Below are 24,358 nucleotides of genomic sequence, written 5' to 3'. Positions count from 1 at the left end.
GGGTTCGACTCAGCTGTTGAGCGTGGCCGGGGCCTCGTCGCCGCCCTGCATGCGGCGCATCTGCTCGCTGTAGAGCGCATCGAAATTGATCGGCTGCAACAGGAACGGCGGGAAGCCGCCCTCCAGCACCAGCGACGAAATCACCTGGCGCGCATACGGGAACAGCAGGTTCGGACAGTAGCTGCCGATGATGCCGGCGTGCTCCGCCTCGCTGAAACCGGCGATGCCGAACAGGCCGGCCTGCTCCACTTCGGCCAGGTACGCGGTGCGCTCGCCCAGCGTGCAGGTCAGGGTGAGGCTGAGCGCCACTTCGTACAGGTCGTTGCCCAGGTCAGTGGCCTTCTGGCCCACGTTGAGCTGGATCTGCGGCTGCTGCTGGTCGTTCTCGCCCAGCGCCTGGAAAATCTGCGGCGCGTTGGGGGCCTCGAACGAGACATCCTTCACGTAGATCTTCTGCAACATCAGTTGCGGCTGGCTGCCCTGGCCGTTGGCCTGGCCGTTGGTGGTTACTTCTGCCATCGGAAATCCCTTGGAGCGCGTTTGCGTCGAATTAAAGGGGCTGATTGTTCCATACATCCCCCACTGGCGCACGCGCCCGCCTGGCCAACGATTGCGCGCCGCCCGGTTTTTCTGGGAGAATACGCGGCTCGCCATATCGACCCGAGGCTTCGGGCCATCCGCCACGCGATGCGGATTCACGACAGGCGACCGCACCACCCTCCAGCATCGCGGGGCGCCCCAGGCGCCGCTGGGCCGATGCTGCCCTGGCCAACGGGCGGCAAACCAGGCTTCAAAGCCCTTCAACGGAGGTCGTCATGGCCCGTGTATGTCAAGTCACCGGAAAGGGTGTGCAGAGCGGCAACAACGTCTCGCACGCCAACAACAAGACCCGTCGCCGCTGGTTGCCCAACCTGCATGAGCGCCGCTTCTGGGTCCCCGGCGAGAATCGCTGGATCAAACTGCGCGTTTCCAACCATGCGTTGCGCACGATCGACAAGAATGGCATCGAAGCCGTGATTGCCGAAATGCGCGCCCGCGGCGAAAAGGTCTGAGGATTGAGCCATGGCCAACAAGACACAAGACAAGATCCGCATGATCTCCTCGGCCGGCACCGGCCACTTCTACACCACCAAGAAGAACAAGAAGAACACGCCGGAAAAGTTCGAGTTCAAGAAGTACGATCCGGTCGTGCGCAAGCACGTGATCTACAAGGAAGGCAAGATCAAGTGACGTTCTGACCCGCTCGCGCTACGCGCGAGTGGCTTTGTCAGAACGTCATCCCAGCGCAAGCTGGGATCCAGTGAGGTAACCAAAACCCGCCCTCGTGGCGGGTTTTTCTTTGCTCCCGACAAAGAGAGAACGGAGGCAATTGAAGCTGCCGGGCGGCCTCGCTGCTGTAATGTTGATTCCGGGGAAACGGACGCGAGATAAAAGCGCCTGTCAGCCGCACTCGGAGGTAGACGGATGAAAGCCATAGTTGCTTACGGAAACCCTTTTTGTGGATTGCGGTTTATCGGCCCGTTCGAAGATGAGCGCGCCGCTGCGACATGGGCCGAGATTGAATTGGACGACGTGCCGCATTGGTGGGTAATCGAACCGGAGAGGTGCGAGGGCGATGAACACGCGGTCCTAGTCAGCCGGGACGATGACGGTCTTGTCGTCATGGCCATCTGCGACGGTCCGCAGAGGGCGGCTGAGTACGTAGAAGGCAGCGCCTACGCGAATCGGCACGTCTGGACGCAGACAATTGAGAAGCCCCGCTCGTTGCGCCTCGATGTTCTGATGTGACGCGACTTCGCGGACATTTCAGCATGGTTGGCATGCAACTGGTCGGAGAGCAGTGTGGCGTGGCGCGACCAGAAAAGATGGCTCGGGACAACGCTTGAAACGATCTGGCTATCGCACCTTGTATCGACCTCGCCCCAGGAATTCCAGAAATCCGGCGTCGCGCAGGAACTGAAGCTGCTGCCGAATTTTGGCTCTTACGTGCCTGTTATTGGGGTGCAATCGAGCGATCGAGTCTTCGTGCTGATACACGTCGCTTAACTGAAATTGCGGTTTTTCGAGCCGCTCGACGCAATTCATCACGTCGAGAAGCCATCCGCGCTTTTCGAGCCGCGATTGCTCCCTCAGGAACAACGTGCGCCGCCAAGCCTTCAAAACGTCATCTTTGGCGATTGCGACACCGTCGGCAATGATGTTGACCCGGCCGGCCGGGGGGACTCTTTGAACGAGGATATTGCAGCCAACCCATCCGGCGCGGCGCGCCGTCGACGCAAGTGGTTTACGGGGCTCGATGATCTCGGGTACGAAAAACTGGCTGGGAATCACGAAGAGGTTGCGAACCCGGCCTTGTGCTCGGTCATAGGTTAGGCCGAGGAGGTTAGGAGCTTGGTTGCTCCGTAATCGGCGCAGCATGGCAGCATAGGCGCCGTCCACTATCCGGGGACCGAATGGGCCGTGCTTGGACTTCAGCTCGAACTGTTCGTCGCAGGTCAGACAGAGGAAATCGGTGACCGGCGTGTTGTTCGGGTAGGATTCGAGCGACTGCCCACAGTTCGGGCAGAAAAGTTGGGAACTTACCCAATGCTCAGTAACTACGCGCGCCCACTGTGTCGCACCCTTGTACTGCGCGGCGAGAGACGTATCGAGGTTCAGATCCACTGAACCAGGTCCTCGCGGATGGGGCAACAACGCAAGATAGCCGGTCGTGGGGCGGCTTCTACTTCCGGAACGTAACCAGACTCTCACTGTGCAGCTCAAATTGTGACGAGCCGGCCCCGTATTTCAGCGGGGCGGATCGCGCTGGCTGCGCCGACCAAAAGCAAAGCCCGCCAATGGCGGGCTTTGTGCAAACGACAATATCGTGGGACTCAGGCCGCGTTGGCGACCGTATACCCCTTCAGCCGCTGCGCGAACTCCTGCAGCGCGCGGATGCCGCTTTCCTCGGCTTCGTGGATCCACTGCTGCAGACCCTTCAGCGCCTGGTCGGCGCCGCGCTGTTCCATCAGGGCCGCCAGGCGGTTGCGGAAGTCGCAGACGGTTTGCAGGGTGGGGCGGCGGGCCAGCACGGCCTGCAGTTTCGCGCTGCTGTCGTTGTCCAGCCAGCGGCCGCCGTCGGCCAGGGCGCGGCGCATGCGGCGCGGCACGGACTTGAGGTTGTCGCCGGCGTGCTGCGCCTCGTCGCGCAGGGTGGGCACGATCACGCCGCGGTAGTAGTCGGTCATGGCCTGGAAGCGGTGGGTGAGCACGGCCTTCAGCGTGTCGGCGTCGGGCAGGCGCACGTTGGGCCGCACGTCCAGCGACGGCGCCACGCGCAGCACCTTGGCCAGGCCCACGGCGCGCAGGCCGCAGATCGCTGCCCAGCCGATGTCGAACTCCCACTTGCGCAGGGCGAACTTCGCCGAGCTGGGGAACGCATGATGATTGTTGTGCAGCTCTTCGCCGCCGATCCAGAAACCCCACGGGATCAGGTTGCGCGCGGTGTCGGCGCTTTCGAAGTTGCGGTAGCCGGCCCAGTGACCGATGCCGTTGACGAAGCCGGCGGCCCAGAACGGAATCCACACCATCTGCAGCGCCCACATGGCCGCGCCGATCACGCCGAACAGCGCCACGCTGATCACCAGCATCAGGGCCGGGCCCCAGTACGGATGCGCGCCATAGACCTTGTTCTCGACCCAGTCGTTGGGCGTGCCGCGGCCGTACTGTTCCATGTCGGCCTTCGACTCGCAGGCGTCGCGGTACAGCGACACGCCGTCCCAGAACACCTTCTTGATGCCGTAGATCATCGGGCTGTGCGGGTCTTCGGCCGTCTCGACCTTGGCGTGGTGCTTGCGGTGCACCGCCACCCACTCGCGGGTGACCATGCCGGTGGTGAGCCAGCCCCAGAAACGGAAAAAGTGCGCCAGCGCGGGGTGGAAATCCACGCCGCGATGGGTCTGGCTGCGATGCAGGTACAGCGTCACGGTGAAGATGGTGAGCTGGGTGACGATCAGCAGGTAGACCAGCTTCTGCACCCAGCTGGCGCCGGTGAGGCCGTCGTTGAGGAAATCGAGTACCGCGTCGAGCATAAAAGGAATTACCGGGAAGTGGACGGAGCAACGGGAGCGGGACTGGCCGCGCGCCTGCGCGAAACACAATGATACCAGTCGGTCAAGGGGGAAACGCTAACCCGTCGTTAGCTTCGGCGCATCCGTGGCCTGTTGTCTATCAGTGGGGGCGCCGTGACAATCATGCAATGACCACCTCGCCCACCGGCGCCTGCGCGCCCCTCCTGCAACTGGACCGGATCAGCCGCCGTCGCGCCGGCCGCGCCGCCGTCCAGGAGCTGAGCCTGAGCCTGCAGCCGGGCCAGGTGCTGGGCCTGCTCGGCGTCAACGGGGCGGGCAAATCCACCACCTTGTCGATGATTGCCGGTGCCTTGCGGCCCGACAGCGGCAGCATCCGCCTCGGCGGGATCGACACGCGGGAGCAACCCGAACTGACGCGCACCCTGCTGGGCTGGCTGCCCGAGCGCGCGCCGCTGTGGGCCGAGCTGACGGTGGCCGAGCATCTGGCCGCGCATGCCCGACTGCGCGGCCTGAACGGCGCGGCGCAGCGCAATGCCTGCACCGCGGCGATCGAACGGCTGGAACTGCAGCCGCTGGCCCGGCGCCTGGCCGGCGTGCTTTCGCAGGGCCAGCGCCAGCGCCTGGGGCTGGCCTGCGCGCTGGTACACCGGCCCGCGTTGCTGGTGCTGGACGAGCCGGCCAACGCGCTCGATCCGGTGCAGGCGGTGGCCTTGCGCGGCTTGATCCGGGAACAGGCCGCGGCGGGCACCGCGGTGATCCTGTCCACCCACCTGCTGGCCGAGGTCACCGCCGTCTGCGATCGCGTGGCGATCCTGCACGACGGCTGCCTGCGCCACGACGGCCCGGTGCAGGCGGACGATCACCAGGCGCTGGAACGCACCTTCTTCGAGATCGCGATGCACGGCGACGCCGCGGCGCGCGCCGCATGAGCGGCGCCGTGGCGGGCACGTTCGCGGTGGCGCGGCTGGAGTGGCGGCGCATGGTGGTGCGTCCGCTGGCGTGGGTGCTGGCGGCGCTGACGCTGGCCTGGCTGGCGTGGAATTTCACCCTGCTGCTGGGCGGTTTCCTGGCCGGCCAGGTGCAGCGCGCCGCCTTGCCGGATGGCCCGGGCTTCACCGACCTGGTCGCGGTGCCGCTGCTGGGCCAGCTGGCGCAGCTGTCCTTCCTGGTGGTGCCGTTGCTGGGCATGACGGCGATCGCCGGCGAGCGGCGCAACGGTACCTTGCCGCTGCTGTTCGCCGCTGGCCTGCCCGCCTCGCGCATCGTGCTGGGCAAATACCTGGCGCTGTTGTTGTGGCTGCTGTCGTGGCTGGCGTTGACGCTGGCGATGCCGCTGGCCCTGGCGCACGCCACCGACCTGGACTGGGGCAAGCTGGCCGCCGCCACGCTGGGCCTGGCGCTGATGCTGGCGGCGCTGGCGGCGCTGGGCGTGGCCTGCTCCGCCTTTGCCTCGCATCCGGCGATCGCCGCCGCGGCGGCGCTGATCATCGCGCTGGCATTGTGGAGCGTGAACGTGGGCGCGCAGATGGCCGGCATCAACGGCGGGGTACTGAACTGGCTGGCGATGAGCACGCATGAGCAGCCGCTGCTGCGCGGGCTGGTGTCCACCGCCGATATTGCCTGGTTCGCGCTGCTGATCGCGGTGCTGCTGGCGCTGGCGTCACGCCGGCTCGACACCGAGCGGGAGCGCGGCTGATGCGCGCCGTGTTCAGACGTCTGGACGGCTGGTTGTTTGCCATGATGCTGTTGCTGGCCGCCGGCGCGCTGGGCTTTCTCAGCACGCGTTTCGCCCATGTCTCGGACTGGACCGCCGGCGGCCGCACCAGCCTGTCGGCGCAAAGCCGTGCGGTGCTGGCGCGGCTGGACGGCCCGGTGGAAATCACCAGCTATGCCAGCCCGCAAGGCGACCTGCGCCAGACCGTGGCCGGCTTCCTGCAGCGCTACCAGGCGGTGAAGCCCGACCTGAAGTTGCGCTTCGTCGATCCGCAACAGGACCCGGCCGCGATGCGCGAGCTGGGCATCACCGTGGACGGCGCGCTGATCATCCGCTACGGCGAGCGCGAGCAGCGGCTGGACGAGCTTTCCGAGCGCAGCCTCACCAATGCGCTGGAGCGGCTGATCCGCGGCAGCGACCGCATGGTGGCCTTCGTCACCGGCGACGGCGAGCGGCGCGCCGACGGCAAGGCGAATGCGGACATGGGCACCTTCATGGCGCAGCTGGAAAGCCGCGGCATGCGCGCGGTGCCGCTGAATTTCAGCCAGGTCGGCGCGGTGCCCGAGCACACCGATCTGGTGGTGCTGGCCAGTCCCACGCTGGCGCTGCCGAGCGGCGCGGTGCAGGCGCTGGTCGACTACCTGCAACGCGGCGGCAACCTGCTGTGGCTGACCGAACCGGCCAACGACACGCTGGGTCTCGACCCGCTGGCCGACGCGCTGGGCGTGCACGTGCTGCCCGGCGTGCTGGTCGACGGTTCCGGCGCCGCGCTGGGCCTGCACGATCCGCGCATCATCACGCGCGGCGACTACCCGGCGCACGCGATCACCCGCGGCTTCACCTTCACCACGCTGTTTCCGCAGGCGTCCGCGCTGGCGCAGGTCAGCCAGCGCGACTGGGCGGTGGCGCCGTTCCTGCGCTCGGGCCCGCAAAGTTGGACCGAGTTCCAGCCGATCGCGAACGATGCCACCTCGAACATCCGCTTCGACGCGGCCGCCGGCGAACTGAAGGGGCCGCTGGATTTCGGACTGGCGCTGAGCCGGCTGTCGCCCAGCCCGGACAAGAGCGAGCAGCGCGCGGTGGTGATCGGCGACGGCGATTTCCTCTCCAATACCTTCCTCGGCAATGGCGGCAACCGGGCGCTGGGCGAGCGCGTGTTCGACTGGCTGCTGGGCGACGACAAACTGGTGGACCTGCCGCCGCGTGGCGCGCCGGACCGGCTGCTGCAGATCTCGCAGGGCGGGCTCAATGCGATCAGCGTGGGCTTCATCGTGGTGCTGCCGCTGCTGTTGCTGCTGATCGGCGGCGCCATCGTGTGGCGTCGGCGGCGGCGCTGAGATGACGCGCGCCAGTCGCCGACGCCTTGCCCTGCTGGCCGTGGTGGTCGCACTGCTGGCCGTGGCGGGATGGCAATGGCGTCGCGAGGCGCAGGCCACACCCGGCAGCTTGCTGGCACTGGATCCGGCCGCGGTCGATCACGTCGCACTGGCGGTTTCGGGCGCGCCAGCGATGCACTACGAAAAGCGCGACGGTCACTGGTGGGCCGTGGACGGCACGCCCCACCGCAGCGATGACGGGCGTCTCGCCGAACTGGCCGATACCGCCGCCGCCAGGGTGCTGAGCTGGCGGCAGGCCAGCGATTTCCAGCCCGCGAAAATCGGCCTGGCGCCGCCCGCGGCGGTGCTCACCTTGAACGGCCAGCGAATCGAGTTCGGCGAAACCTCGGTCACCGGTCCGCAGCGCTACGTGCGCGTGGGCGATCGCATTGCGCTGATACCCGCCCACTACACGCCGCGGCCACCCACCGGCCACGTCACCGACCTGCATTGACCGCGAACCACCCGTGCCCGAACTGCCCGAAGTCGAAACCACCCGTCGCGGCATCGCGCCGTACCTGATCGGCCGCCGCGTGCTGGGCGTCACCCTGCGCCGCGCCGACCTGCGCTGGCCAATCCCGCCGCAGATCACCGCCTTGCTGCCGGGCCAGCTCATCGAGGCGGTGGAGCGGCGCGCGAAATACCTGTTGCTGCACACCGAAGCGGGCAGTGCGTTGCTGCACCTGGGCATGAGCGGCGTGCTGCGCGTGCTGCCGCCGGACGCGCCGGTGGGCAAGCACGATCACGTGGACATCGCGCTGGAACGCACGCCCACACAGGCGCGGCGCATCCTGCGCTTCACCGATCCGCGCCGCTTCGGCTGCCTGCTGTGGCAGGCGCCGGGCGAAACCCACGAACTGCTTGCGGGCCTCGGCCCCGAACCGCTGACCGATGCCTTCGACGGCGACCTGCTGTGGCGCCGCTCGCGTGGCCGCAAGGCGGCGGTGAAGCTGTTCCTGATGGACAACGCGATCGTCGTGGGCGTGGGCAACATCTACGCCAGCGAGGCGCTGTTCGCTGCCGGCATCGACCCGCGCCGCGCCGCCGGCACGGTGTCGCGCATGCGCTATGCGCGGCTGGCCGCCGAGGTGAAACGCATCCTGGCCTGGGCAATCGAACGCGGCGGCACCACCTTGCGCGACTTCATCAGCCCCGACGGTGCGCCTGGCTATTTCTTTCGCGAGCTCAACGTCTACGGCCGCGCGGGCGAGCCCTGCCATGTCTGCGGCACGCCGATCCGGCAGGTGGTGCTGGGGCAGCGCTCCACGTTCTGGTGCCCGCGCTGCCAAAAGTAGGCGCGCAAGCCCATGCAGGAGCGACTTCAGTCGCGACGCTTTCACCAGGCCAAAGGCAAAGGCGGTCGCGGCTGAAGCCGCTCCTACAGGGTGTTTGCGTTCCGGCAAAGCCTCAATCGGGCCAGCGGAAGGCCACGTGGGTGTTGTTGAACTGGGGGTCGGTGGCGCTGCCGCCGGGCTCGGCCACCATGTCGGCGGAGAGGCCGTCGACGGCGAGTTCCTGGCCGGCACGGAAATGGCCGCCCATCGACAGGAACTCCATCAGCCGCTCGCACATGCTGCCGGCGCGACCCAGCTCGTTCTCCGGCACGTTGCGCACACTGAGGTCGGGCCGGCCGAACTTGCGCATGCCGCGGGTGCGCACCCAGGAGCGGTCGGGCACCTCATCGGCGTTGCACAGGATCAGCACGTGGTTGCGCGGCGGCGCGCCGCCCGGCACCAGGTAGCGCTGGCGCCACTGCTCGGCGCTGAACAGGCTGAGGATCTGCGGATCGAGGATCGAGGTGCCGCCCACGTCGAGCAGGGCAGCCAGCACGCCCAGCGTGTCGTGCAGGTAGTCGAGGTTGTTGCGATCCTCGATTTCGCCGCGCACCACCAGCACCTCGGGCGCAATGCGCGCCTGCTGCGCCACCTCGGGATTCTCGGCGTGCAGGACTTCGCCCAGCGCGCCCTGCAGCGGATAGCCGTCCCACTGGCGCAGCACCGCGTTCTGGAAGCGCTGGATCTCGACGCCTTCGGGCAGGCCCGGACTCTGGTAGCGCATCGACGGGATCACCAGCTCCGCGTCGAACTTGCCGAACACGTAGAACACCAGCACGGCTTTCTCGTCGCCCGGGGTCCAGTACGGGCGCGGCCAGGCGGGGCTTGTCTCGGTCATGCGGGATTCCTTCGGGATGCGAAAACGGTCTGGGAAAGCCTGAACAAGCCTTTGCTCGTCATTCCAGCGAACGCTGGAATCCAGTGCCTTCAAGAAGTTACCGAGGCGCTGGATCCCAGCTTTCGCTGGGATGACGACTTGTTCGGGCCATCCTTGGGGCGTGGGAAGTCGGCCAAACTAGCGACCGTACCGTCGCCGTCGGGTGATCGCGGCAACATCATTGCGGCTCGCCCAGTGGCAACACGGGTTGCTGCAACTCGATGAAGCCCTCGCCCCGGCTGATCTTCTTGAACTCGGCGCGGCTCACCGACACATAGCGCTCGTTGCCGCCGATCTCAACCTGCGGGCCGTCGGTGACGGCGCGGCCGTGCTCGTCCACGCGCACCACCATGGTGGCCTTGCTGCCGGTATGGCAGATGGTCTTGATCTCCTGCAGCTCGTCGGCCCAGGCCAGCAGGTAGGCGCTGCCCTCGAACGGTTCGCCGCGGAAATCGGTACGCAGGCCATACGCCAGCACCGGGATGCGCAACTGGTCGACCACCTCGCTGAGCTGCCATACCTGCGCCTTGGCCAGGAACTGCGCCTCGTCGACGAACACGCAATGCAGCGGGCCGTGGGCCGCGATGTCGGCCTGCACCAGCGCCAGCAGGTTCTCGTCGCCCCCGAACCGGTGCGCTTGGGCGCGAAGCCCGATACGCGAGGAAACCATCGCCCCGTTTCCTTCTCCCGCTTGCGGGAGAAGGTGGCCCGCAGGGCCGGATGAGGGCGCGCCGTCCGTGCGGGTATCCACATCCGGCTTCAGGATCAGCGTGCGCATGCCGCGCTCGCGGTAGTTGTACGCGCTCTGCAGCAGCGTGGTGGTCTTGCCGGCGTTCATTGCCGAGTAATAGAAATAGAGCTTGGCCATGGCGCAGCGCGGGCGTCAGCGGTCGCCGGCCGGATGCGTTTCGCGCGGCGTGCGCAGCAGGGTCATCACCGCCTCGCGCGCTTCATCGACACCCGTGCTGGCGGCGGACGAGAAAATCTGCGCGGTGGCGTGCGGGCTGTTGTCGGCGAACTCCCTGCGCAAGGCGGCCAGCGCCTGCATGGCCTGGTTGCGCGACAGCTTGTCGGCCTTGGTCAGCAGCACGTGGCAAGGCAACTGGGTGGCGAAACAGAACGCCAGCATCATCCGGTCGAATTCCTTCAGCGGATGGCGGATGTCGACGATCAGCACCAGTCCGCGCAGGCTGCGGCGCTGGTGCAGGTAGGCGTCGATCTCCAGCTTCCAGTGCTCGCGCATCTCCAGCGGCACCTTGGCGTAGCCGTAGCCGGGCAGGTCGATCAGCCGTGCGTCGAGCGGCGGCTGGCCCTCGACGGCCACCGGCGGCAGGCCGAACGCCACCATCTGCTGGGTGCGCCCGGGCGTCTTCGACGTGCGCGCCAAACCCTTGTGGTTGGTCAACGCATTCAGCGCGCTGGATTTGCCGGCGTTGGAGCGGCCCGCGAACGCCACCTCTGCGCCCCGATCGGCGGGAAGCTGGCTGATGCGATGGGCGGCGAGCACGAACTGCGCGCCCTGTAGGGGATTCGACATGGGGCGGTTTGACCAAGGTACGGTGGCGCAGGGATAATTCTGCGGTTTCTGCCGATCGCGGGCCCATGGGCGCAATCAACGGCAGTGTCTGCAGTCTCTCGGGAGTCAATTGTATGAGTTTTCGGTCCGCCGGTTTTCGGCCTGCTGTTCTCGGGGCTGCCGTAGCCCTTGCCCTGGTGCTGTCCGGCACGGCCACGGCGCAGGATGCCCAGCCGGCTGCCGCCACCACGGCCGCCCAGCCCGCCGCCGCGCCGGCCGTGGCTGCCGCACCCGCTGCCGCCGTAAAACCGGGCGACGCCACCGCCGGCCAGGCCAAGGCTGCCGTCTGCGGCGCCTGCCACGGCATGGACGGCAACTCGGCCGACGCGCAGTACCCGAAGCTGGCCGGCCAGAGCGAGCAGTACATCGTGCGCCAGCTGACCGATTTCAAATCCGGCAAGCGTCAGAACCCGATCATGATGGGCATGGCCGCGCCGCTCTCCGAGCAGGACATGCACGACCTGGGCGCCTACTTCGCCAGCCAGAAGCCACTGCCCGGCGTGGCCGACCAGGCGCTGGTCGAGCAGGGCGAGACGCTGTACCGCCAGGGCGATTCCAGCCGCGGCATCCCGGCCTGCATGGCCTGCCATTCGATCGACGGCAGCGGCAACCCCGGCGCGATGTATCCGCACCTGGCCGGGCAGCACGCGCAGTACGTGGAAGCCACGCTGAAAGCCTGGCACGACGGCACCACCTGGGGCGACGATGCGCGCGCGAAGATCATGCCGTCGATCGCCGCCAAGCTCGACGCCAAGGACATCGCCGCACTGGCCAGCTACATCGAAGGGCTGCACAGCGCCGACACCGAATCGACCGCCCAACCCTGATTCCCCGCGCGCCGGCCCCAGGAGCGTGGACGGCAGAAACACAAGTGGCTGTGGCTTCGCGGTTTTGGCCATTTTTTTCCGCTCCTTTTCGTTGAATAGCTACGGCTGTTCGCCTCAAACGATCGAAAAAACTGACGCAAAACCGCTTTGCCTCGCTCACTTGGTTTCTACCGCCCACGCTCCTGGGCCGGCGCTTTCGGTTTGGGCCCCCACCCTGGCGCTCGCTGCCGTGGCGCCACCCCTGTCGAGGTGATCCATGTTGAAACGTCTGCCGCTTCTCTGCGCCGCCCTGTTCGCCCTCGCGGCCTGCAGCAATTCCAGCGACACCAGCGCCCCACCCGCTGCTCCCGTGGCCGCCGCCACCGCCGCCGCGCCCACGGCACCGGCCAGCGTGGCGCCCGCGCCGGCGGTGACCACCACCACCGTCATGGCCCCCGCCGTGGCCAGTACCGCGCCGGCACCGGAAACCCCGGACCAGCCTGCGGCAGCCGCCACCGTCGCCAGCAATGCGCCGCCGTTCGTCGATGACGGCAAGTGGGTCGAGGGCAAGAACTACTTCCTGATCGAACCGGCCCAGCCCACCAGCCACCCCGGCAAGATCGAGGTCACCGAAGTCTTCTCCTACGGTTGCCCGGCCTGCAACGCCTTCCATCCCACCGCCAACCAGATCGCCGCCAGCCTGCCGGCCGATGCGGTGATGACCTACCTGCCGGCCTCGTTCAATCCGCCGGAAAACTGGGTGATGCTGCAGCGCGCGTATTTCACCGCGCAGGCGCTGGGCGTGGCCGAAAAAGGCAACGATGCCATGTACGACGCGGTGTGGAAGACCCGCGAGCTGAGCGCGATGAACCCCGCCGGCACCGGCCTCAAGCCTGCCAGCGCGCTGCCGACGATCGCCGATGCGGCCAAGGTTTACGCGCCGTTCGGGGTGGACCCGAAGGAGTTCGAGGCGGTAGCCGCCTCCTTCGCCACCAATCTGAAAATGAAGCGCGCCGACGAGCGCGTGAAGGCGCTGGGCATTGAACAGACGCCCACCATGGTGGTCAACGGCAAGTACCGCTACACCGTCGGCAGCGCCGGCGGCTATGCGCAGACAGTCGAGTTGACCCGCTGGCTGGTGGCGAAGGAAGCCGCCGGCAAGTAGACCCCGGGCATTCGAGGCGGCCGCGAGGCCATCACCATCGAGAGGTGACATGACGATGTTTTCCCGCTTGCGTGTACTGACCCTGGCTGCCGGCCTCATGCTCACCGCCGCCTGCACTGCGCAGCCCGGCCCCGCCTCGCCCGCGCCGTATGCCGAGGGCTCGGAATACGTGACGCTGCCGGCGCCGCACCAGCGGCTCGACGACAAGGGCAAGGTCGAGGTGGTGGAGGTGTTCTCCTACGGCTGCGTGCACTGCGCCCACTTCGCGCCGCTGGCCGACAAGCTGCGCAAGGAGTTGCCGGCCGGCGTGATGTTCAAGCTGCTGCCCGCGCCGTTCAGCGCCGAGTGGGAGCCGTATGCGCGTGCCTATTACGCCGCCAGGCAATTGGGCGTGGTCGAGCGCACGCACCTGGCGCTGTTCGACGCCAAGTTCAAGCAGAACTATCCGATCAACTCGCTGGAGGATCTGGCCGACTTCTACGCGCGCCAGGGTGTGGACCGCGCCGAGTTCCTGCGCATCGCCAACTCCGACGCCGCCACGGCCGCGATGAAGAGCGACCTGGACCTGATCCGGCACTGGCAGGTGGACAGCACCCCCACCATCGTGGTGGATGGCAAATACCGCATCACCGGGGTGAAGACCCAGGAAGAAATGGCCGCGGTGGCGCTGTGGCTGGCCAAGCGTGAACTGGCTGCGAAAAAGTAGGCCCGGCAGCGGACGGCGCACCGCGTTCACGTTCGCTGCTACATGCCTGGCACAGCATCGGCAAACCGAACGCCTCTTTCCCGTGATGTGATGCGATGACCCGCGCCGTACCTTCCGACAGCAGCGTTGCCCCTGGCGCCGAACGTCGCCTGCGCCTGCTCAGCTGCAACATCCTGGCCGGCGGCAGCGTGCAGCGCTACCGCGAATACGTCACCCGCAGCATCAGCGCGGTACTGCCCGGGCGCAGCAAGATGGACAACCTGGACCGGCTGGCCGAGGTGCTGCCGCAGTTCGACGTGATCGGGCTGCAGGAAGCCGACGCCGGCAGCCTGCGCTCGGGCTTCCTCAACCAGACCCGCTATCTGGCGGAAACCGCCGGCATGCCGTTCTGGAGCCACCAGCCCAACCGCCCGATGGCGCGGCTGGCGCATTCGGCCAACGGCCTGATCAGCCGGATGGAGCCGCACGCGGTGCTGGATTACCCGCTGCCCAGCCGCATCCCCGGCCGCGGCGCCCTGCTGGCGCAATTCGGCGAAGGCCGCGACGCGCTGGCGGTGATGATCGCCCACCTGTCGCTGAGCGCCGCGGCCCGCGCCCAGCAGTTGGGGTTCATCGCCGAGCTGCTGCAGGATTTTCCGCATGCGGTACTGATGGGCGACCTCAACACCGAACCGGGCAGCGCCGAGATGGCGCGGCTGTTTTCCAAGTGCAGCCTGCAACCACCGGCCCAGGCCACGCCCACGTTTCCCAGCTGGAAGCCACGGCGGGCGCTGGACCACATCATCACCTCGCCCGGCATCGTGCTGGACAAGGTCTGGGCGTTGCCGCAGGCGTTTTCCGATCACCTGCCGCTGGCGGCGGAGATCCGGCTGCCGGCCAACGTGGGCCGTGCGCTGAGCGCGCCCCGCCAATGACCTCCGCTGCCGCACGACGCGGGCGAGTCGCCCTGCCCTGGCTGCTGCTGGCCCTGGTTGGCGCCGGTGCCGCGATGCTGCGCTACGGCCTGATCGAAAACAGCGCGATCGGCCAGTTGTGCGCTGCCGCTGCCAGCCCGTGGTGGTGCACCGCGCGGCAATGGCTGGTGCTGGGTTTCCTGCACGACATCTACGGCATCGCGGCGCTGGTCGCCGCGGTCGCGACGCTGCTGCGCCCAAGCGCATGGCTCGCCTGGCTGGCCGCGGCGCTGGGCGCGTTTGCGCTGGAGCTTTACTGCTTCGAAGCGGGCGCGCTGGCGCTGCTGATCGGCTGCCTACGCCTGTTGCGCTGGCAGGTCTCGCGACCGCGCCACGCGCCACCAGCGCAGCAGCACCGGCGCGGCAAGCAGCAGGTTCAGCCCCAGCCATAGCCAGCTGGCCGGGTTCAGCCCGCGCTCCTGCACCACCACGATGGCGGCCAGCACCAGCAGGGCGACCGCCAGGAACCGCGCCTCCGGCAGCGGCGCCACCGTCGCGCGCGGGCCCAGCCACGCGGCCAGCGCAAAACCCGCACAAGGGAGCGCGAACAGCCCCAGCGGAAAATCGCGGTAGCGGCCATCGAACACCAGCAGCAAGCCGTAGAAGGCCAGCGCGAACAGCCAGCCGAATCGCACGGGCAGCATTGGCAGTTCCGCACGCGCCTCGCCGTCCAGCCGCGCCGCGATCCAGCGCGCCAGCCACAGCGCGGTAGCCAGCGCGCCAAGGCAGGCGATGATCGAAAGGCTCCACTCCCACGCATCGCGACAGGCATAGATCATCTGCCGCGCCTGCCACGCCAGCGCGCCGCCGCTGGCCCAGCCGGCCAGCACCAGCGCCACTCGTCCGCGCCAACGCCGGCGCCAGCCGCCGATCAAGACGAACAGCAGCGCACCAACGCCCGCCGCGGCTTCGCCGAGCCACCAGCGCGGCTCCTCCACCACCGGTCCCTGCATGGGGAATTTCGCACGCGCCTGCGCGTCGTAGATGCCCCAGTAGCCGCCGACCGTGCCTTCCTGCGCGCGCTTCCACGGCTGGTCGAACGCCTCGATCACGTTGTACGGCAGGTTCACCGTCGCCGCGTAGCCCAGGAATTCGCGCAGGTAGCGCGCCTCGTTGACCACGCTGGCGGCGGCCTGCTGGCGCGGCCGCCCCGCGCTGGGCCAGCCGGTTTCGCCGATCATCACGCGCCGGCCGGGAAACGCCTGCTGCACCCGCGCGTAGACCTCGGCCACGTGTCGCACGGCGCGCTCCGGCGCCACCGGCTTGTCTTCCCAGTACGGCAGGATGTGGATGGTGATGAAGTCCACCGCCGCGGCCATCTGCGGATAACGCAGCCAGAACTCCCACACGTCGGCGTAGGTCACCGGTGCGTCCACCGCGTCGCGAACCTGGCGCACGTAGCCGGCCAGCGCCGTCGCGGACAGCTCGCCGCGCAACAGGACTTCATTACCCACGACCACGCCGCGCAGGGCCTGCGGCGTTTCCCTGGCCGCGGCGATGCCCAGGCGCACCTGCTCGGCGTTGGCCTGCGGATCGGCGCCCAGCCAGATCCCCATCAGCACCTTCATGCCGTGGCGCGCGGCGATCCGCGGCACGGCGCTCAGGCCCTGCCCTTGCGAATAGGTGCGCACGCAGTCGAAGCGCTGCGACAGCACCCGCAGGTCGGCATCGATCCGCTCGGGGCTGATGAAGGCGTGGGGATCGAGCGGGGTTTCCCCCGCTTGGCGAAACGGCGCATAGGAGACGCAGGAAATTCGCGCCGAGGGCGCATCCGGCAACGCCACCGGGCGCCCCTCCACCCACCAGCCCGCGGCAATCGCCAGCGCGGCAAGCAGCAGGCCCAGCCAGGCAAATACCTGCGGGCGGTAGCGGGGCGACGATGGGGACGGCATGCCGATCCTTGCTGGTTGAAGCGCGGCTGGGTTGAAGCGCGGGAACGCGCCAGTTTAGCAGTGCCCGCGCCACCGCCTTCACGGCGGCGGTGCGGGACGCATCCACTACACTGGGGATCGGCCGAAGAGGAGCTTTCATGTTTTCGAGTGCAGCGCCACGGCGCTTTTTCTGCGGGTTGCTAGCCGTGGCCGGCGCGTTGCTGGCGACCTCCCCTGCGCAGGCTGCGGCATCCATCGATGCGCAGCGCATCGCGTTCAGGCAGGCCTACGCCGCCGCCAATCAGGGTGATCCCAGCTGGCGCGCGCTGGCGGCCGGCCTGCACGACTACCCGCTGTACCCGTACCTGCCGGCCGCGGCGCTGGAGCATGACATCCGCCTGATCGATCGCGCCGCGGTCGAGGATTACCTGGCGAGCTACCCCGACCTGATCCCCGCTACCGACCTGCGCCGCGATTTCCTGCGCGAGCTGGCGCGGCGCAAGGATTGGGCCGGCTTCACCGCGTTGTACCAGCCCGGCCTGGGCGATGCGCTGGCCTGCGACGCGTTGCAGGCACGGCTGGCCGGCGGCGGTGCGCTCGATTTCCAGCGTGACCTGGCCGCACTGTGGGCCAAGCCCGATCTGCCCGGCGCCTGCGACCCGGTGCTGGCTGCCGCGCACGACCAGGGCCTGCTCACCACCGCGCGCTTGTGGGAGCGGATCGATCGCGCCGCCGAAGCCGGCAAGGCCGGCACGGTCGCCAGCCTGGCGTCGTGGCTGCCGGCCGCGGATCGACCCACCGCGCTGCACCTGGCCCAGGCCTGGCGCGACCCCGCCGCCGCGGTGGCGGCCGCGCCCAACTGGGGCACCGGCGTGCGCGATACCCGCGCGGCCACGCTGGCCCTGACCCGCCTGGCAAGGCGCCAGACCACCAGCGCCGACGCGGCGTGGCAGGCGCTGCAGGCCCGCTTCCCGTTCAGCGAGGCGCAGCGCAACCACATCCTGGCCACGCTGGCCCTGTTCCACGCCACCGATTTCGACGACCAGGCACTGGCGCGGCTGATTGCCCTGCCCGCCGCCGCGCAAACCGACGGCACCTACGAATGGCGCGCCCGCGTGGCGCTGGCGCGGCAAAACTGGCCGGCGGTGATCGCGGCGATCGACGCGATGCCGGCGGCGCTGCGCCAGGACGGCGAATGGCGCTACTTCCGCGGCCGCGCGCTGGCGGCGCAGGGAGACACCGCCGGTGCACAGGCGCAATTCCGCACGCTGGCGGACGAGGCCACCTTCTTCGGTTTCCTGGCCGCCGACGCGCTGGACCAGCCGTACGCCATCTGCCCGCTGACGCTGGCCGACGATCCCGCGGCGCAGGCATCGCTGCTGGCGCTGCCCGGGCTGCAACGCGCGTTCGAGCTGTTCGCGGTCGATCTGCCCAAACCGGCCCGGCGCGAATGGAACCGCGCCCTGCAGGGCGCCGATCAGGCCACCGTGCGGGTCGCCGCCGCGCTCGCCAACCAGCGCGGCTGGTACGACCGGGCCGTATTCGCCTTCAGCAGCGGCGACGCCTTGCGCCTGTACGACCTGCGCTTTCCGCTGGCCAGCCAGGACGGCCTGGTGCCCCAGGCCGAAGCGGCCGGGATCGATCCTGCCTGGGCCTACGGCATCCTGCGCGCCGAGAGCGCATGGATGAGCGACGCCCGCTCCGGTGCCGACGCCCGCGGCCTGATGCAGCTGCTGCCCGAAACCGGCGCCCTGGTGGCGCGCCGCAACGGCATGACCTGGGGCGGCGGCGACACGCTGTACGACCCGGCCACCAACATCGCGCTGGGCACGCGCTACCTGGCCCACATGGCCGCGCGCTTCGACGGCTCGCCATGGCTGGCCAGCGCGGCGTACAACGCCGGTCCCAACCGCGTCGACCAGTGGCTGGCCGCGCGCGGCACGCTGGCACCGGACGTGTTCATTGCCAGCATCCCGTACAAGGAAACGCGCGAATACGTGGCCCGCGTGATGGCCTTCAGCGTGATCTACGACTGGCGCCTCAACGGCACGGTGACGCCGCTGACGACGCGCCTCAGCACCATCGGGCAGCCGTATGCGATGGCCACCGCGAACGCACCGCGCAAGACCATTGCCTGCCCGTCCGCCGCGGCGTCGGCGGCAGCGACGGACGCGCCTTGAGCATGCCGGCGCAGCGACTGGTCGTGCTGGGCGGCACCGGCTTCGTCGGCCGCCACCTGGTGCCCCGGCTGGCGGCCGACGGCCACACCATCGTGCTGCTGAGCCGCAACCGCGCCCGCCACCGCGAGCTGGGCGTGCTGCCCGGCGTGCAGGTGCGCAGCGCCGACGTGCACGATCCAGCCACCCTGCAACGCGAGCTGGCCGGCTTTGACGCGGTGATCAACCTGGTCGGCATCCTCAACCCCCGCGGCGTCCACAGCTTCGAGCATGTGCACGTGGCGCTGGTCGAGAAGCTGATCGAGGCCTGCCGCATCAACGGCGTGACGCGACTGCACCAGATGAGCGCGCTGAAGGCCGGCCAGGGCCTGTCGCTGTACCTGAAATCGCGCGGCCAGATGGAGGCCCGCGTGCGCCAGTCCGGGCTGGACTGGACCTTGTACCAACCGAGCGTGATGTTCGGCGACGGCGACGGCCTGGTCACCCGCTTCGCGCGACTGCTGCGCCGGTTGCCGGTGCTGCCGCTGGCCCGCGCGCGGGCGCGGCTGGCACCGACCTGGGTGGGCGACGTGGCAACCGCGATCGCCCGCTGCGTCTACACCCCGGCACTGGGCCGCGAGCGCTGCTTCGAGCTTTACGGCCCCGACGTGCTTTCGCTGGGCGAGATCGTGCGGCAGATCCGCGCCGCTGGCGGTTACCGCACGCCGATCCTGGAGCTGCCCGACGGCCTCGGCCGGCTGCAGGCGCAAGTGGCCGAACTGCTGCCGGGCAAGCCTTTCTCGCTGGACAACTTCCGCTCGCTGCGCACCGATTCGGTCGGCAGGCACGACGGCTATGCGATGCTGGGCATCACGCCGCAAGCCTTCGCGGCGTGGGCACCGCGGCTGCTGGAGACGCCCGCGCGGGAACGGCGGCTGTCCGCCGCGCGCTCGCTGCGGCGCTGAACCTGCATCACACCATCGTCTTGCGCGGCAGGCTTTCCTGCCGGCAACCAACCCAGGGGGAGTTACGAATGCCGTCGAGTTGCTGGATGCGAATGCTGATGTCTGCCGCCGTGGCGTGGAGCGGCATGCTGTGCACGCCGACCGCGTGGGCGGGCATGTTCGGTTGTGTGCCCGAGCGCAGTGGCGTGTGCGCCACCCGCGGCTGGCGCGACGCGCTGCTGGATGCCGATGCGCCGCGGCTGATCGCGCCCGCATGGAGATTCCACACCGGCCGCCTGAACCGCTCCAGCCCGGTGGTGTCGCGCGACACGGTCTACGTGGGCAGCCACGACGGCAAGCTGTATGCGCTGGATGCGGCCGACGGCAAGGCGAAGTGGACATTCCAGACCGATGGCGAACTGACCTCGTCGCCGGCCACCGACGCCGACGCGGTATATGTCGCCGCCGCCGATGGCACGATCCACCGCATCGACGCCGCCAGTGGCCAGCCGCGCTGGAGCGTCCGCACCGGCACGCCGCTGCCGCCGCCGTACATGGGCTGGGATTTCTACCAGTCCTCGCCCGTCGTGGCCGACGGCGTGGTGTACGTGGGCGCGGCCGATGGCCGCGTGTACGCGCTGGCGGCCGCCGACGGCAAGCAGCTGTGGTCGTTCCAGACCAGGGCGCGGGTGCGCGCCACGCCGGCGGTGGCCGACGGCGTGGTCTACGCCGGCAGCATGGATGGCAACCTCTACGCGCTGGACGCGCGCAGCGGCAAGCCGCGCTGGACGTTCAAGACCGCCGGCAACCCGCAGTTTCCGCTGGGCGAGGTGCAATCCTCGCCCGCGGTGGTCGATGGCGTGGTGTATTTCGGCAGTCGCGACGGCTTTCTGTACGCGCTCGACGCCGACACCGGCGCCAAACGCTGGACATTCGACAACAAGGGCTCGTGGGTGATCTCCAGCCCCGCGGTGGCCGGCGGCATGGTCTACGTGGGCACCTCCGACGCGCACACCGTGCTGGGACTGGATGCGGCGACCGGCAAGCAGCAATGGTCGTTCGACGCCCGCGGGCGCGTGTTCTCCTCGCCGGTGGTGGTCGGCAACGCGGTGTACGTGGGCCTGTGCGATGGCGAGCTGATCGCGCTGGCGCGCTCCACCGGCAAGCTGCTGGGCTACGTCTCCACCGAGGGCACGATCTATTCGTCGCCGGCGGTGCACGAGGGCAGCGTCTATTTCGGCAGCGACGACGGCTTCATCTACGCCGCCCGCTGACTGCCATGACCACGCGCACGCACGGTACCGGGCTCGATCGCGCCATGCGCATCTATCTCGTCGGCGGCGCCGTCCGCGATGCCTTGCTGGGGCGGCCGGTGGTGGACCACGACCATGTGGTGGTCGGGGCCACGCCGGACGACATGCTGGCGCTGGGGTTTCGGCCGGTGGGCAAGGATTTTCCCGTGTTCCTGCACCCGGACACGGGCGAGGAATACGCGCTGGCGCGCACCGAGCGCAAGACCGGGCGCGGCTACCACGGCTTCGTGTTCCAGGCCGACGCCACGGTGACGCTGGAGCAGGACCTGGCCCGCCGCGACCTCACCATCAACGCCATCGCCCGCGACGCGCACGGCACGCTGACCGATCCGTTCAATGGCGTGCGCGACATCGAGGCGCGGGTGCTGCGCCACGTGTCGCCCGCGTTCGTGGAAGACCCGGTGCGGGTATTGCGTGTGGCCCGCTTCGCCGCCCGCTTCGCGCCGCTGGGTTTCAGCGTGGCCGCCGAGACCATGGAGCTGATGCGGCAAATGGTGCGCGACGGCGAGGTCGATCACCTGGTGCCCGAACGCGTGTGGGCCGAAACGCGCAAGGCGCTGACCGAGCCGCAACCTTCCGCCTTCCTGCGCGTGTTGCGCGAGGCTGGCGCCTTGCGCGTGCTGTTTCCCGAGGTGGATGCGCTGTATGGCGTGCCGCAGCGCGCCGAGTTCCACCCGGAGGTGGATACCGGCGTGCACGTGGAAATGGTGCTCGATGCCGCCGCGGCCCTGGCGCCCGGCAACGACCTGGTGGGCTTCTGCGCGCTCACCCACGACCTGGGCAAGGCGCTGACGCCGGCCGACACCCTGCCCCGCCACATCGGCCACGAACAACGCGGCGTGGCCCCGCTGCGGCAGCTGGCGGCGCGGCTCAAAGTACCCACCGAACACGCGGCGCTGGCCGAGGCGGTGTGCCGCGAGCATCTGAACGTGCATCGCGCGTTCGAGCTGAAACCGGCCACGGTGGCCAGGCTGCTGACCTCGCTGGATGCCTTGCGGCGCCCGGCGCGGCTGGAGGTTTTCCTGGCCGCCTGCATGGCGGACAAGCGTGGCCGCCTTGGTCACCAGAACGACGCTTACCCGCAAGCGGACTATCTGCGCGAGGCCTGCGCCGCAGCGGCCGCCGTCAAGGCGGCCGGCTTCGTGGCGCAGGGCCTGGGCGGGCCGGCCATCGGCGCGGCCATGGAGCGCGCGCGCATCGAAGCCATCGCCGCGGTGAAAACTAAGCATCCGGCAAGCTGATTCGCGCTATAAAGCCGCCATTCCGACCGCCCATCCGGGCCACCCTCCATCCCATGCCTGCCTGGAGCTGGCCGTGCCGCGCATCCATCCACCCTCCTCGGCCTTGCGCCAGCGTTTTCGCCCGCTGCTGTGGCTGGGCATCATGTTCCTGGCGATCGCCCTCGTCACCCGGGTGGTGCTGCTGGTGATGTCCGGCCACGAGGTGCCGCCGACGCCGCTGAACCTGCTGTACGCGTTCGGCGTGGGCCTGGGCTACGACCTGATCACCTTCATCTACGTGGCGTGGCCGCTGGTGCTGTTTCTGTGGCTGGTGCCCACGCGGGCCGGGCGCATGCCGGGCCTGCGGCGCTGGCTGCTGAGCGCCGTGGTGGTGGTGCTGGCCTGCGCGATCTGCCTGGTCGTGCTGCACCGCATGTACCACGCCACGCTGAGGACCACCTGGCCGGCGGTCCTGCCGTTCCTGTTCGTGCTGCCGCTGGCCGCGTTCACCTATACCTCGCGCGCCGGCCAGTGGGCGTTGTATGGCTTCGCCCTGCTGCTGCTGTACGGGTTGCTGTTCGTGGCGGCGTCCGAGCTGGTGTTCTGGAACGAGTTCGACGTGCGCTTCAATTTCATCGCGGTGGATTATCTGGTCTACACCACCGAGGTGATCGGCAATATCCGCGAGTCGTACCCGATCGGGCGCTGGCTGGCGCTGTTGCTGGTGCTGGCGCTGGTGCTGTTCGCAATCGGCCGGCGCGGCCTGCGCGCACGCGATGACGGCACACGCTTCTGGCAGCGCGGCAAGGTGGCGCTGCTGTGGCTGGTGCTGACCGTCGTCTCGGTCGCCGCGGTGAACGGCGGCATGAAGGACCGCACCGGCAACAACTACGTCAACGAACTGGCCGGCAACGGCATCTACCAGTTCTTCAGCGCCTTCCGCAGCAGCCACCTCGACTACGCCAAGTTCTACCGCACCCTGCCCGAGGACGAGGCGTTCCGCCGCGTGCGCGCGATGCTGAAGACGCCCGACGCCACCTACCTCAACGACGACCCGCGCGATCTCACCCGCGCGATCCGCCACGCCGGCCCGGAGCAGCATCTCAACGTGGTGCTGATCAGCGTGGAAAGCCTGTCCGGCGACTACCTCGCCACGTTCGGCAACAAGGACGGCATCACGCCCTACCTTGATTCGCTGGTCGGCCAGAGCATGTTCTTCGACAACCTCTACGCCAACGGCACGCGTACCGTGCGCGGGCTGGAGGCGTTGTCGCTGTCGGTGCCGCCCACGCCCGGCGACTCGCTGCTGAAGGAAAAACACAACGAGAACCTGTTCTCGCTGGCGGACATCTTCAACGACCGCGGCTACCAGTCGGACTTCGTCTACGGCGGCTACGGCGAATTCGACAACATGAATTATTTCTTCGGCCACAACGGCTATCGCACGGTGGACCGGCGCGACATCCCCAAGAGCGCCACGATCCACAGCGAGAACGTGTGGGGCGTGGCGGACGAGGATCTGTACACGCTGGCGCTGGGCCAGATGGACCAGATCCACGCGGCGGGAAAACCCTTCTTCCTGCACGTCATGACCACCTCCAACCATCGCCCGTACACGTTTCCGCAGGGCCGGGTGAAGCAGGCGCAGCTCACCCGCGCCGGCGCGGTGGCGTATACGGACTGGGCGATCGGCGACTTCATCAAGCGCGCGCGGGCCAAGCCGTATTTCAACGACACCGTGTTCGTGATCACCGCCGACCACTGCGCCTCCAGCGCGGGCAAGACCAGCGTGCCGGTGAACCGCTACCACATCCCGCTGTGGATCTACGCGCCCGCGCACATCGCGCCGCAGCGGGTGGAGCGGCTGACCAGCCAGATCGACATTGCGCCGACCCTGCTGGGCCTGCTGCACTTCAGCTACCGCTCGCGCTTCTTCGGCTACGACGTGTTCCAGCTGGAACCCGGCCGCGAGCGTGCGTTCCCGGCCACCTACGAAAAGCTGGGTTATCTGCACCATGACGTGCTCACCGTGCTGGAGCCCGGGCGCAAGCTTGAGCAGATGAAGCCCGACTACGTCACCGGCGACGGCACTGCCATCGCACCGCAGAACGAGGAGCAGATCGCGCAGACGATCGCCTACTACCAGGTGGCCAGCGACCTGTTCAAGCGTGGCGAGCTGGTGCGCCGGCCCGACGACGCCAGGCCGGTCGCGCCGTTGCCGGCACCGACCGCCGCGGCGCCCGCATCGGCCAGCAGCAGCGGGCCGTAGGACACGCG

Annotated in this window: 25 protein-coding genes; 18 read left to right on the top strand and 7 right to left on the bottom strand. The window is 68.6% G+C overall.

Annotation, left to right across the window (positions count from 1 at the left end; genetic code table 11):
* Positions 1 to 9 precede the first annotated feature (9 nt).
* Positions 10 to 519, bottom strand: coding sequence for a protein-export chaperone SecB (gene secB, locus ABD017_RS07050; RefSeq protein WP_343881559.1), 510 nt, complete (start codon positions 517 to 519; stop codon positions 10 to 12).
* Between the two features lie 296 nt (positions 520 to 815).
* On the opposite strand from secB, the gene rpmB reads away from it, so the two are divergent.
* From rpmB to ABD017_RS07035, 3 genes are all read left to right on the top strand, one after another.
* Positions 816 to 1,052, top strand: coding sequence for a 50S ribosomal protein L28 (gene rpmB, locus ABD017_RS07045; RefSeq protein WP_007081352.1), 237 nt, complete (start codon positions 816 to 818; stop codon positions 1,050 to 1,052).
* 10 nt (positions 1,053 to 1,062) lie between these two features.
* Positions 1,063 to 1,230 carry a 50S ribosomal protein L33 gene (gene rpmG / locus ABD017_RS07040; protein ID WP_056084493.1) on the top strand — a complete coding sequence of 56 codons (168 nt, stop codon included), beginning with the start codon at positions 1,063 to 1,065 and terminating at the stop codon, positions 1,228 to 1,230.
* A gap of 234 nt (positions 1,231 to 1,464) precedes the next feature.
* Positions 1,465 to 1,788 carry a hypothetical protein gene (locus ABD017_RS07035; RefSeq protein WP_343881556.1) on the top strand — a complete coding sequence of 108 codons (324 nt, stop codon included), beginning with the start codon at positions 1,465 to 1,467 and terminating at the stop codon, positions 1,786 to 1,788.
* A gap of 108 nt (positions 1,789 to 1,896) precedes the next feature.
* Here the strand turns inward: ABD017_RS07035 and ABD017_RS07030 are convergent, their stop codons facing one another.
* The gene (locus tag ABD017_RS07030; protein ID WP_343881554.1) at positions 1,897 to 2,664 is read right to left on the bottom strand and encodes a DpnI domain-containing protein; all 768 of its coding nucleotides are present in this window, start codon (positions 2,662 to 2,664) and stop codon (positions 1,897 to 1,899) included.
* Between the two features lie 209 nt (positions 2,665 to 2,873).
* Positions 2,874 to 4,070, bottom strand: coding sequence for a DesA family fatty acid desaturase (locus ABD017_RS07025; protein ID WP_343881552.1), 1,197 nt, complete (start codon positions 4,068 to 4,070; stop codon positions 2,874 to 2,876).
* A 167-nt stretch (positions 4,071 to 4,237) separates the two neighbouring features.
* Between ABD017_RS07025 and ABD017_RS07020 the strand changes: the two genes are divergently transcribed.
* From ABD017_RS07020 to mutM, 5 genes are read left to right on the top strand one after another with little or no spacing between them, the layout of a single operon-like run.
* Positions 4,238 to 4,999, top strand: coding sequence for an ABC transporter ATP-binding protein (locus ABD017_RS07020; protein ID WP_343881550.1), 762 nt, complete (start codon positions 4,238 to 4,240; stop codon positions 4,997 to 4,999).
* Positions 4,996 to 5,766, top strand: a complete 771-nt coding sequence (locus tag ABD017_RS07015; RefSeq protein WP_343881548.1) for an ABC transporter permease — start codon at positions 4,996 to 4,998, stop codon at positions 5,764 to 5,766. The genes ABD017_RS07020 and ABD017_RS07015 overlap by 4 nt, the downstream gene beginning before the upstream one ends.
* Entirely contained in the window at positions 5,766 to 7,121 is a 1,356-nt protein-coding gene (locus tag ABD017_RS07010; RefSeq protein ID WP_343881546.1) for a GldG family protein, read from the top strand. Before ABD017_RS07015 ends, ABD017_RS07010 begins: the two co-directional genes overlap by 1 nt.
* Before the next feature lies 1 nt (position 7,122).
* Positions 7,123 to 7,614, top strand: a complete 492-nt coding sequence (locus tag ABD017_RS07005; RefSeq protein ID WP_343881544.1) for a hypothetical protein — start codon at positions 7,123 to 7,125, stop codon at positions 7,612 to 7,614.
* 13 nt (positions 7,615 to 7,627) lie between these two features.
* Positions 7,628 to 8,455, top strand: a complete 828-nt coding sequence (gene mutM / locus ABD017_RS07000) for a bifunctional DNA-formamidopyrimidine glycosylase/DNA-(apurinic or apyrimidinic site) lyase (RefSeq protein WP_343881542.1) — start codon at positions 7,628 to 7,630, stop codon at positions 8,453 to 8,455.
* A 112-nt stretch (positions 8,456 to 8,567) separates the two neighbouring features.
* On the opposite strand, the gene ABD017_RS06995 is transcribed toward mutM, so the two are convergent.
* The 3 genes from ABD017_RS06995 to yihA all read right to left on the bottom strand — a co-directional run bounded on the left by ABD017_RS06995 (position 8,568) and on the right by yihA (position 10,908).
* Complete coding sequence (locus tag ABD017_RS06995; protein WP_343881540.1) at positions 8,568 to 9,332, bottom strand: hypothetical protein; 765 nt, start codon at positions 9,330 to 9,332, stop codon at positions 8,568 to 8,570.
* A 217-nt stretch (positions 9,333 to 9,549) separates the two neighbouring features.
* Positions 9,550 to 10,239, bottom strand: coding sequence for a thymidine kinase (locus ABD017_RS06990; RefSeq protein ID WP_343881538.1), 690 nt, complete (start codon positions 10,237 to 10,239; stop codon positions 9,550 to 9,552).
* A 15-nt stretch (positions 10,240 to 10,254) separates the two neighbouring features.
* Positions 10,255 to 10,908, bottom strand: a complete 654-nt coding sequence (yihA, locus tag ABD017_RS06985) for a ribosome biogenesis GTP-binding protein YihA/YsxC (protein ID WP_343881535.1) — start codon at positions 10,906 to 10,908, stop codon at positions 10,255 to 10,257.
* 113 nt (positions 10,909 to 11,021) lie between these two features.
* Between yihA and ABD017_RS06980 the strand changes: the two genes are divergently transcribed.
* The 5 genes from ABD017_RS06980 to ABD017_RS06960 all read left to right on the top strand — a co-directional run bounded on the left by ABD017_RS06980 (position 11,022) and on the right by ABD017_RS06960 (position 14,969).
* On the top strand, positions 11,022 to 11,774 hold the full coding sequence (locus ABD017_RS06980; protein WP_343881533.1) for a c-type cytochrome: 753 nt from the start codon (positions 11,022 to 11,024) through the stop codon (positions 11,772 to 11,774).
* Between the two features lie 256 nt (positions 11,775 to 12,030).
* A complete protein-coding gene (locus tag ABD017_RS06975; protein WP_343881531.1) occupies positions 12,031 to 12,918 on the top strand; it encodes a thiol:disulfide interchange protein DsbA/DsbL in 888 nt (295 codons plus the stop codon).
* A gap of 49 nt (positions 12,919 to 12,967) precedes the next feature.
* On the top strand, positions 12,968 to 13,624 hold the full coding sequence (locus tag ABD017_RS06970; RefSeq protein ID WP_343881529.1) for a thiol:disulfide interchange protein DsbA/DsbL: 657 nt from the start codon (positions 12,968 to 12,970) through the stop codon (positions 13,622 to 13,624).
* Between the two features lie 95 nt (positions 13,625 to 13,719).
* Complete coding sequence (locus ABD017_RS06965; RefSeq protein WP_343881527.1) at positions 13,720 to 14,538, top strand: endonuclease/exonuclease/phosphatase family protein; 819 nt, start codon at positions 13,720 to 13,722, stop codon at positions 14,536 to 14,538.
* Positions 14,535 to 14,969 carry a hypothetical protein gene (locus ABD017_RS06960; protein WP_343881525.1) on the top strand — a complete coding sequence of 145 codons (435 nt, stop codon included), beginning with the start codon at positions 14,535 to 14,537 and terminating at the stop codon, positions 14,967 to 14,969. Before ABD017_RS06965 ends, ABD017_RS06960 begins: the two co-directional genes overlap by 4 nt.
* Here ABD017_RS06960 and ABD017_RS06955 read toward each other — a convergent pair.
* Positions 14,874 to 16,469, bottom strand: coding sequence for a glycoside hydrolase family 17 protein (locus tag ABD017_RS06955; RefSeq protein ID WP_343881523.1), 1,596 nt, complete (start codon positions 16,467 to 16,469; stop codon positions 14,874 to 14,876). The two genes, ABD017_RS06960 and ABD017_RS06955, sit on opposite strands and share 96 nt — an antisense overlap.
* Positions 16,470 to 16,606: 137 nt before the next feature.
* On the opposite strand from ABD017_RS06955, the gene ABD017_RS06950 reads away from it, so the two are divergent.
* The 5 genes from ABD017_RS06950 to ABD017_RS06930 all read left to right on the top strand — a co-directional run bounded on the left by ABD017_RS06950 (position 16,607) and on the right by ABD017_RS06930 (position 24,350).
* Positions 16,607 to 18,628 carry a transglycosylase SLT domain-containing protein gene (locus ABD017_RS06950; protein WP_343881521.1) on the top strand — a complete coding sequence of 674 codons (2,022 nt, stop codon included), beginning with the start codon at positions 16,607 to 16,609 and terminating at the stop codon, positions 18,626 to 18,628.
* A gap of 2 nt (positions 18,629 to 18,630) precedes the next feature.
* Positions 18,631 to 19,569: a complex I NDUFA9 subunit family protein gene (locus ABD017_RS06945; RefSeq protein ID WP_343882203.1), complete on the top strand. Its 939-nt coding sequence runs from the start codon at positions 18,631 to 18,633 to the stop codon at positions 19,567 to 19,569.
* Positions 19,570 to 19,667: 98 nt separating this feature from the next.
* Positions 19,668 to 20,822 carry an outer membrane protein assembly factor BamB family protein gene (locus ABD017_RS06940; protein WP_343881519.1) on the top strand — a complete coding sequence of 385 codons (1,155 nt, stop codon included), beginning with the start codon at positions 19,668 to 19,670 and terminating at the stop codon, positions 20,820 to 20,822.
* 44 nt (positions 20,823 to 20,866) lie between these two features.
* The gene (locus ABD017_RS06935) at positions 20,867 to 22,102 is read left to right on the top strand and encodes a multifunctional CCA addition/repair protein (RefSeq protein WP_343882201.1); all 1,236 of its coding nucleotides are present in this window, start codon (positions 20,867 to 20,869) and stop codon (positions 22,100 to 22,102) included.
* Between the two features lie 142 nt (positions 22,103 to 22,244).
* Positions 22,245 to 24,350, top strand: a complete 2,106-nt coding sequence (locus tag ABD017_RS06930) for an LTA synthase family protein (protein WP_343882199.1) — start codon at positions 22,245 to 22,247, stop codon at positions 24,348 to 24,350.
* Positions 24,351 to 24,358: the final 8 nt, after the last annotated feature.

Origin of the sequence: Rhodanobacter caeni, assembly GCF_039523575.1 — a bacterium.
GTDB classification, from domain to species: domain Bacteria; phylum Pseudomonadota; class Gammaproteobacteria; order Xanthomonadales; family Rhodanobacteraceae; genus Rhodanobacter; species Rhodanobacter caeni.
Note: the sequence above shows the minus strand (reverse complement) of the source record. Positions and strands in the feature narration are given on the sequence as shown.

Excerpts from the sequence above, each read along its gene's own strand:
- secB (WP_343881559.1), bottom strand. The coding sequence starts at position 519 with ATGGCAGAAGTAACCACCAACGGCCAGGCCAACGGCCAGGGCAGCCAG.
- rpmB (WP_007081352.1), top strand. The coding sequence starts at position 816 with ATGGCCCGTGTATGTCAAGTCACCGGAAAGGGTGTGCAGAGCGGCAAC.
- rpmG (WP_056084493.1), top strand. The coding sequence starts at position 1,063 with ATGGCCAACAAGACACAAGACAAGATCCGCATGATCTCCTCGGCCGGC.
- ABD017_RS07035 (WP_343881556.1), top strand. The coding sequence starts at position 1,465 with ATGAAAGCCATAGTTGCTTACGGAAACCCTTTTTGTGGATTGCGGTTT.
- ABD017_RS07025 (WP_343881552.1), bottom strand. The coding sequence starts at position 4,070 with ATGCTCGACGCGGTACTCGATTTCCTCAACGACGGCCTCACCGGCGCC.
- ABD017_RS07020 (WP_343881550.1), top strand. The coding sequence starts at position 4,238 with ATGACCACCTCGCCCACCGGCGCCTGCGCGCCCCTCCTGCAACTGGAC.
- ABD017_RS07015 (WP_343881548.1), top strand. The coding sequence starts at position 4,996 with ATGAGCGGCGCCGTGGCGGGCACGTTCGCGGTGGCGCGGCTGGAGTGG.
- ABD017_RS07010 (WP_343881546.1), top strand. The coding sequence starts at position 5,766 with ATGCGCGCCGTGTTCAGACGTCTGGACGGCTGGTTGTTTGCCATGATG.
- ABD017_RS07005 (WP_343881544.1), top strand. The coding sequence starts at position 7,123 with ATGACGCGCGCCAGTCGCCGACGCCTTGCCCTGCTGGCCGTGGTGGTC.
- ABD017_RS06995 (WP_343881540.1), bottom strand. The coding sequence starts at position 9,332 with ATGACCGAGACAAGCCCCGCCTGGCCGCGCCCGTACTGGACCCCGGGC.
- ABD017_RS06990 (WP_343881538.1), bottom strand. The coding sequence starts at position 10,239 with ATGGCCAAGCTCTATTTCTATTACTCGGCAATGAACGCCGGCAAGACC.
- yihA (WP_343881535.1), bottom strand. The coding sequence starts at position 10,908 with ATGTCGAATCCCCTACAGGGCGCGCAGTTCGTGCTCGCCGCCCATCGC.
- ABD017_RS06980 (WP_343881533.1), top strand. The coding sequence starts at position 11,022 with ATGAGTTTTCGGTCCGCCGGTTTTCGGCCTGCTGTTCTCGGGGCTGCC.
- ABD017_RS06975 (WP_343881531.1), top strand. The coding sequence starts at position 12,031 with ATGTTGAAACGTCTGCCGCTTCTCTGCGCCGCCCTGTTCGCCCTCGCG.
- ABD017_RS06970 (WP_343881529.1), top strand. The coding sequence starts at position 12,968 with ATGACGATGTTTTCCCGCTTGCGTGTACTGACCCTGGCTGCCGGCCTC.
- ABD017_RS06965 (WP_343881527.1), top strand. The coding sequence starts at position 13,720 with ATGACCCGCGCCGTACCTTCCGACAGCAGCGTTGCCCCTGGCGCCGAA.
- ABD017_RS06960 (WP_343881525.1), top strand. The coding sequence starts at position 14,535 with ATGACCTCCGCTGCCGCACGACGCGGGCGAGTCGCCCTGCCCTGGCTG.
- ABD017_RS06955 (WP_343881523.1), bottom strand. The coding sequence starts at position 16,469 with ATGCCGTCCCCATCGTCGCCCCGCTACCGCCCGCAGGTATTTGCCTGG.
- ABD017_RS06950 (WP_343881521.1), top strand. The coding sequence starts at position 16,607 with ATGTTTTCGAGTGCAGCGCCACGGCGCTTTTTCTGCGGGTTGCTAGCC.
- ABD017_RS06945 (WP_343882203.1), top strand. The coding sequence starts at position 18,631 with ATGCCGGCGCAGCGACTGGTCGTGCTGGGCGGCACCGGCTTCGTCGGC.
- ABD017_RS06940 (WP_343881519.1), top strand. The coding sequence starts at position 19,668 with ATGTCTGCCGCCGTGGCGTGGAGCGGCATGCTGTGCACGCCGACCGCG.
- ABD017_RS06935 (WP_343882201.1), top strand. The coding sequence starts at position 20,867 with ATGCGCATCTATCTCGTCGGCGGCGCCGTCCGCGATGCCTTGCTGGGG.
- ABD017_RS06930 (WP_343882199.1), top strand. The coding sequence starts at position 22,245 with ATGTTCCTGGCGATCGCCCTCGTCACCCGGGTGGTGCTGCTGGTGATG.